General features: G+C 43.0%; 4 protein-coding genes. All 4 read left to right on the top strand.

Annotated features, from left to right (window positions below; translation table 11 throughout):
* Positions 1-396: 396 nt before the first annotated feature.
* From BLP57_RS17270 to BLP57_RS17255, 4 genes are read left to right on the top strand one after another with little or no spacing between them, the layout of a single operon-like run.
* Entirely contained in the window at positions 397-1,503 is a 1,107-nt protein-coding gene (locus tag BLP57_RS17270) for a CDP-glycerol glycerophosphotransferase family protein (protein ID WP_242872672.1), read from the top strand.
* A 14-nt stretch (positions 1,504-1,517) separates the two neighbouring features.
* Entirely contained in the window at positions 1,518-3,182 is a 1,665-nt protein-coding gene (locus BLP57_RS17265) for a CDP-glycerol glycerophosphotransferase family protein (RefSeq protein WP_092073541.1), read from the top strand.
* 23 nt (positions 3,183-3,205) lie between these two features.
* Positions 3,206-5,974 (top strand): CDP-glycerol glycerophosphotransferase family protein, encoded by a 2,769-nt coding sequence (locus tag BLP57_RS17260; protein WP_092073537.1) that lies wholly within the window; start codon positions 3,206-3,208, stop codon positions 5,972-5,974.
* Positions 5,975-5,989: 15 nt separating this feature from the next.
* Complete coding sequence (locus BLP57_RS17255; protein WP_092073534.1) at positions 5,990-7,048, top strand: acyltransferase family protein; 1,059 nt, start codon at positions 5,990-5,992, stop codon at positions 7,046-7,048.
* The last annotated feature ends 63 nt before the right edge of the window (positions 7,049-7,111 follow it).

Here is a 7,111-nt window from a genome sequence, read left to right as displayed (position 1 = left end):
AGACTTCATAAAGCATTAGGATTAGCAGAGATACCAGCCGATGAAGTCACATTGATACCAGCATTAATAAAATAATAATAACAATACAGGCACAGGCAAGTTTCATTGCATAGAATTTAGTCTTTCCAACAGACATGTGGAATTTAGTCCTGCACACTATTTCCAGATGTCCTTTTATCATGCAAAAAACTATGCTGTTTATGCCGTATAAAAGCATTATATACTAAAAAAATCAAGTTGTATATCTCCGAAAATAGAATTAAATCCCGCATAAAATCAAGGTATATTAGAATGTAGAATTTACTTTTTCATTCAAGCTTTCTTGAAAAACTGAAACGAGTAAAACCTGGGGATCTGCTTCACATCATCAAGTTTATCCTGGCATTTCCCATTGCGATGGTCTACAGACTTTTTCGCAGGGATCTCTGGCTTCTCTGTGATACAGAGAATGAATGCCGGGATAACGGATTCTGGCTGTACAAATATCTGAGAGAAAATACCAGTGAGGATGCAGTGTACGCCATCAATAGAAAATCTCCGGATTATGCCCGGGTAAAAAATCTGGGACCTGTGATCCAGTATGGAAGCTTCCGCCACTGGATCTACTATCTGGCTGCATCAAAAAATATCAGCTCCCAGAAAATGGGAAAACCAAACGCAGCCATCTGCTATGTGCTGGAGGTTTACGGAATCCTACGGAACAAGCGGGCGTTCCTGCAGCATGGGATCATTACGGCAGATCTTAGTTTTCTGTACTATCCGCATACAAAAATGAGCCTTTTTGTTACCAGTACCTATGATGAGTGGAAATATGTCAATGACCGGTACGGATATCCGGAAGGCTATGTGCAGGAGCTGGGACTGTGTCGTTTTGACCAGCTTCATGATATGAAGGTAAAAAAGAACCAGATCCTGATCATGCCGACCTGGCGTATGTATATCCGCAATGAGATCTCAGCCTCTGATCACGAGCTGGAAGCACAGAAATTCATGGAAACCGATTATTACCGGTACTGGGATGCACTTCTCAAGGATGAGAGACTGATCCGCTATATTGAGGAGAACGATCTTCAGATCATCTTTTATCCGCACAGGGAAATGCATCGGTTCCTGAAATATTTTCATGTGGATCATCCGAAGATCACAGTGGCGTCCTGGCCTGAGTACGATGTGCAGACACTCCTTAAAGAGTCCGCAGTGCTGGTGACTGATTTTTCCAGTGTGGCCATGGACTTTGCCTACATGAAAAAGCCACTGGTCTACTACCAGTTTGACAATGAAAAATTCCGGCAAAGTCATCATCAGATCGGGTATTTTGATTTCCGGAAAGATGGCTTCGGTCCGGTATGTGTAACGGAACAGGAAGTAACGGACTGGCTGATCCGCCTGCATAAGCAGGGATTTGCCAATGAAGAGATCTATCTGGAAAGACACGGAAAATATTTTGATCTGTGGGATACAAAGAACTGTGAAAGAAATTACAAAGCGATCAAAGAAATGTAACAGGTGGTGAAAAATTGCAGCAGTTAATGGAAGCTCCGGCGGAGATCAAGGTAAAAACTAGGAAATTTTCGCTGACAAAAGGAACCATAAAGATCAGTTTTGAGCTGGAAGGATCCAGAGGAAGGATTCGTTCCCTGAAGCTGAAGCAGCGAAATGCAGTGTTGGATACAAGCTTTCCTTTTGAAATGCAGACAGCAAAAAAAGGAAATACGATCGTGTATCATGCACAGATCAATGTAGATCAGTATCCGATGGAAACCGCATTCTGGGATGTGGTGGCATCTGTGGATAAAGAAGGAAAAGGAAATTATGAGGATGCGATCCTGGGAGGCTTAAGTTCAAAACTTAAACTTAAGCTGATCCTTTTTCCAAGATGGACCAGAACCGGGGATGGGCATATGGTTTATCCCTTTGTCAACGGAGCAAGGCAGTTTACCATTCAATACCGGAAATATGATCCGAAATATGACAGCTATGCATTTATAGCAAAAGAATTTCTTGCATTATTCTGCTATTTTATCCTGAAACCTTACTGGGATCATAAGAAATTATGGCTGATCTGCGAGAAATACTGTACAATGGCACAGGACAACGGCCTCTATTTTTTCCGGTACTGTATGGAGCATGCACCGGAGAAGGACAGAAGTCGGATTTTTTATGTAATAGATAAAAAATGTCCGGATTATCAGGCTGTAAAAGAGTATGATGCCAATGTGATCCAGTTCATGTCATTTAAGTACATGATCTATCTCAGCGCTGCACGGTATCTGATATCTACCGATGCGATCCGGCATTTTTATATCTGGGATTCGCCCAACAGCATCTACAAGGTTCTGTATCAGGCACGGAAGAACATCGTATTTCTCCAGCATGGAGTGATGGGCTTCAAGCAATGCCACAGGACCTTTCATAAAGGCGGAGGCAATCAGATGGCACTGTTTGTGGTGTCTTCGGGTTATGAACAGAAGATCATCCATGATTATTTCGGATACGATAATGAAGAGATCATCATCACCGGACTGGCCAGATGGGATGTGCTGGAGGACAAGTCGGATCCGGCTCATAAAGAGATCCTGCTGATGCCTACATGGAGAAGCTGGCTGGAGGATATCAGCGAGGATCAGTTCAAAAAAAGTGAATACTATCAGCGTTATAAAGCATTTCTGCAGGATGAGAGGCTTAAGACTCTTCTGGAAAAGGAGGATATCACGCTGAACTTTTATATCCATCCGAAATTCAGGGAACATATCCGGAGCTTTCAGGTGGAAGACAGGCATATCCGGCTGATCCCATTTGGGACCATGCCGCTGAATCAGCTTCTGATGAGCTGCCATATGCTGATCACCGATTATTCTTCTGTTTCCTGGGATGTCTACTATCAGGAAAAACCGGTGGTATTTTATCCCTTTGATCTGGAAACCTATGAGAAAGTCCAGGGAAGCTATATGGACTACAAAAAAGATGTTTTCGGAGATCTGGCATGGGATCAGAACCAGCTGGTAGACCTTATCGGAGAATATGCGAGGAACGGATTCCGTGAAAAACCGGAATTTTCAGGAAGAAGAGATGAACTTCTTCCCTACAGGGACAATGACAACAGCAAACGAATCTATGAATATATAGCCAATGCTCAAATACCGGACAAACTGAAAAGAAGGCTGAAAGAGAAAAAATTTTAATATAAGGATACAAAAGGAGCAATATGAACAGGGAGTATGAATTTTCAGTAGTTGTTTTTGCAAAAGATACCGCAAAGCTTTACAGAACCTTTAAAAATGTACGTGAGGTCACACCGGAAGGAACGGTACAGATCCTTGCAGTATGCATTGCAGGAGATATGGATATTCCTGATGAACGGGACATGCGGGAGCTGGAGGAAGCCGGAGAAAAGGAGAAAGAGCTCAAGGACGAAGAGCTGGATAAGATCTACGGAGAGTTCAATCCGGAGGATCCTCGTTTCCGGGAGATGCTGGATGACCGGGATCTTTTATATATTGACGGACTGGAATGCGGGAATCTTGTGGCGGAGCTGAAGGATAAGATAGCCGGAAGCTATGTTGTTTTTGCAAAAGCCGGAATCCGTTTTTCCTCAAAATCCAGTGCAGAGATCAGACGCTGCTTTGAGGAAGAAAACAGAGATGTTGTCCTAACAAAGATCCGTGGAAAAGGAAATATCCATGTGCGGGAGCATAATAATTACTGTAACCGTTTCACCGAAAAAACAACGCTGGATAACAATGTATATCTTCTGCATCAGCTGTATACCGCTTACACATTTGCCGCAGATCAGGTGAAATGGGTATCCGAGATCCGTCCGGAGATCTGGTATCTGGATGTGATGACCATGGTATATCAGTCCGTTGTAAGCTGCCGGAGTCTGGGAGTGGCTTCAGGGGAAGATATCTATGTGCAGATCCTTGCGGACCATCTCATGGTGGAGGACTGGAAGAACATGCTGCAGGATCCGGACCAGCTGGAGGTATTTTATCAGGAATTTTTCCGAAAGATCGCAGACTGCAGAATAAAAGAAAATCCTGTTCATGAAAAAAATGCAGATTATGTGCTGCTGTATTACAGCGCAAAAATAGCTGATATCATATTTGATAACGAGAAGCTTGATGAAGAGAAAAAGTGCAGATATGAGGAAGGCATCGAAAGCTTCCTGAAGCAGATGGAGTTTCCGGAGATCGTGATGTCCAATCAGCATATCAGCAGGGCAAACAAAGTATATCTTCTCCGGAAATATTATCCGGATATATGCAAAAAATTTCCGGATCAGGCAGACACGATCCTGAATCCCATATATGACAATCTCCGTGTCAAGATATTCCAGCCGGAAAAAGACCAGCTGCACTGTGAATTTTCCATTGTGGAGCCTGTGAGCAGGACAAACCGTGCATATATGATGACTGGTGGCAACACCTATGAAGCCAGATGGAAATATACTCTGGAAAGAACCGGCTGGTGCAGAGAAGAAAGTGCCGTTGAGAAGCTGTATATCGTGGACATTCCGCTTTCCGAGATCCGGGAGTTTATCAGCTGGGGCACAGGCACAGATGGACATATAAACAAAATGTACAATATTTCCTACGGAAAATATGTGCCATTTACAAAGAAGCTGCCGCTTTTCCTGCATATAGAGGATAAGCTTCTGTATCTTAACGAAAAAGTCCGGATGATCCGTGGAGAGGATCAGGAAGATGCAAAGGTTCTGGGCCATCAGTATGAAGTAACGGTAGAGCCATACAGTCAGAGCAGGGAGAAACAGCTGAAGAAAAAACGCACCAAAGCAATATTTTCTCAGGGAAAGGCCGGAAAAAAGGCAGTTCTCGTGCGTAAGCTCTACGAGATGCAGAAGGCGAAGCAGAAAAAGCAGATCTGGCTGATCTCCGATCGTACAACACGCGGAGATGATAACGGCGAAGTGATGTTCCGCTATCTCTGCGCCAATCCGGACCCTACGGTGGAGCCGTACTTTGTAGTCAACAAGGATACACAGGATTATGTGGAAATGAAGAAGCTTGGAAAGGTTGTGGAGCCTTTCTCCTGGAAGCATAAGCTTCTGTTCCTGCTGAATGAATTTTCACTGTCCTCCCAGGCTAACAAACCGGTGATCAATCCTTTTGGAAAGCTGGAGTATCTGTACCGCGATATCATCTATGACAAAAAGCTGGTATTTTTACAGCATGGTGTGACCAAAGACAACCAGTCCAAGTGGCTGAACAAATACAACCGTAATCTTTTCGGATTTATCGTCAGCACAAAGCCGGAATATGATTCTGCCTTTACCTATGACTATTTTTATCCGGAAAAAAATATCTGGCTTACGGGAATGCCGCGTTATGACCGTCTGGTCCATGATGAGCGCAAGTATGTGACGGTGATGCCTACCTGGCGCAAAAGCCTTTCCTCAGGAACCGATGCCAGAGGGGTATGGCAGCTTGGAAAAGAATTTCAGGAAAGCGAATATTTCCATTTTTATGATGATCTTCTCAACAACGAAAGACTTCTGGGAGCGGCAGAGAAGTACGGATATACCATCTGCTTCATGCCTCACCCAAATACCATTGACGGTCTGCATATGTTCCGTCATGATCCACGGGTAAAATTTATGGATTCGTCTTATTCCTACAAGGACATTTTTGCCCAGACAGATCTGATGATCACGGACTATTCTTCGGTTGCCTTTGATTTTGCATATTTGAGAAAACCCATCGTATACTCCCAGTTTGACAGAGACAGCTTTTTCAGTGGCGCGCATTCCTACACAGAGGGATACTTTGACTATGAGAGAGATGGCTTCGGAGAGGTGGAGCATACACTGGACGGAACTGTGGACCGGATCATCGAATATATGGCAGACGGCTGTCAGATGAAAGAGGAATATCGGAAACGAATGGATGAGACCTTTGCATTTAATGACCGTAACTGTTCCAAACGAGTTTATGAGAGGATCATCGAGAATCGGTAATATGGAGGTTGGATTTTGGAAGGAAAGCAGGCAATAAAGTTTGATAAATATAATTCTCAGGCGATGAAGGGCATTGCCATTGTTATAATGCTGTTCCATCATATGTATCTGAGTCAAGACAGATTTGAGGGGCTGAATGTTGTTTTCACTCCGTTTTCAGCAGATCGGATCATGTATCTGTGCAGAACATTTAAGATCTGTGTACCGATCTATGCATTTATTTCCGGATACGGACTGTATCTCAGTTACAGAAAAAATAATTCTACACCTGGCAAGTGGACAGCCAAAAGACTGATAAAAACAATGGGAGGGTTCTGGATTATATGGGGGCTTTCTGTTGTGAGCTCACAGCTTTATAACGGCTATGCCGTGGCCAGATATTTCGGAAACGGAAATATTGCCAAAGGTGTTAGCGCAATGGTGCTGGATTTTTTTGGTCTGGCGAAACTTTTCGGAACTTCGACTCTGAACGGAACCTGGTGGTATATGAGTGCGGCGATCATTTTTATCATCTGCGTGCCACTGTTTATGATAAAGGAAGAATATCTGGTATTTATTCTTGTGGCTGTTGCGGCATTTCCACGGATAATTTCCCTGGAGGTTATGGGAATTACGGGTATTTATGCATTTTTACCGGTATTTCTCATGGGAATGTGTGTAGCCAAGTATGATCTGTTTAACCGATGGTTTAAGATATGGAATGCTGGAATGAAGCATGTTTTCAAATTTCTTCTGGAGCTTCTTGCGGTGTTTATTTTGTATAAAGCGTACAGAACTTTGCCGCTGACGGTATACAGTGAGATCCACTGGGGTGTGTATCCAATTGTATTTATGGCATTTTGCTGCGAATTTATTAATGTCATTCCGGGAGTGCGACAGATTTTATTGTTCCTCGGAAAACATTCCATGAATATATTTCTGATACATACATTTATAAGAAAATATTCTTTTGTGTATGTGAGTGGATATTTTCTGACCAATACACTGACGCTTCTGCTGGCTTCACTGGCAGTGTCCATAGCGCTGGAATGGCTGAAAAAGGGCTTGAATGAAAAAGTAAATTCTACATTCTAATATACCTTGATTTTATGCGGGATTTAATTCTATTTTCGGAGATATACAACTTGATTTTTTTAG

It is taken from the genome of Blautia sp. SF-50 (genome assembly GCF_900101315.1).
GTDB classification, from domain to species: Bacteria; Bacillota; Clostridia; order Lachnospirales; family Lachnospiraceae; genus Blautia_A; species Blautia_A fusiformis.
Note: the sequence above shows the minus strand (reverse complement) of the source record. Positions and strands in the feature narration are given on the sequence as shown.

Bases quoted from the DNA above. Each gene is read 5' to 3' on its own strand.
- BLP57_RS17270 (WP_242872672.1), top strand. From the start codon at position 397: ATGGTCTACAGACTTTTTCGCAGGGATCTCTGGCTTCTCTGTGATACA.
- BLP57_RS17260 (WP_092073537.1), top strand. From the start codon at position 3,206: ATGAACAGGGAGTATGAATTTTCAGTAGTTGTTTTTGCAAAAGATACC.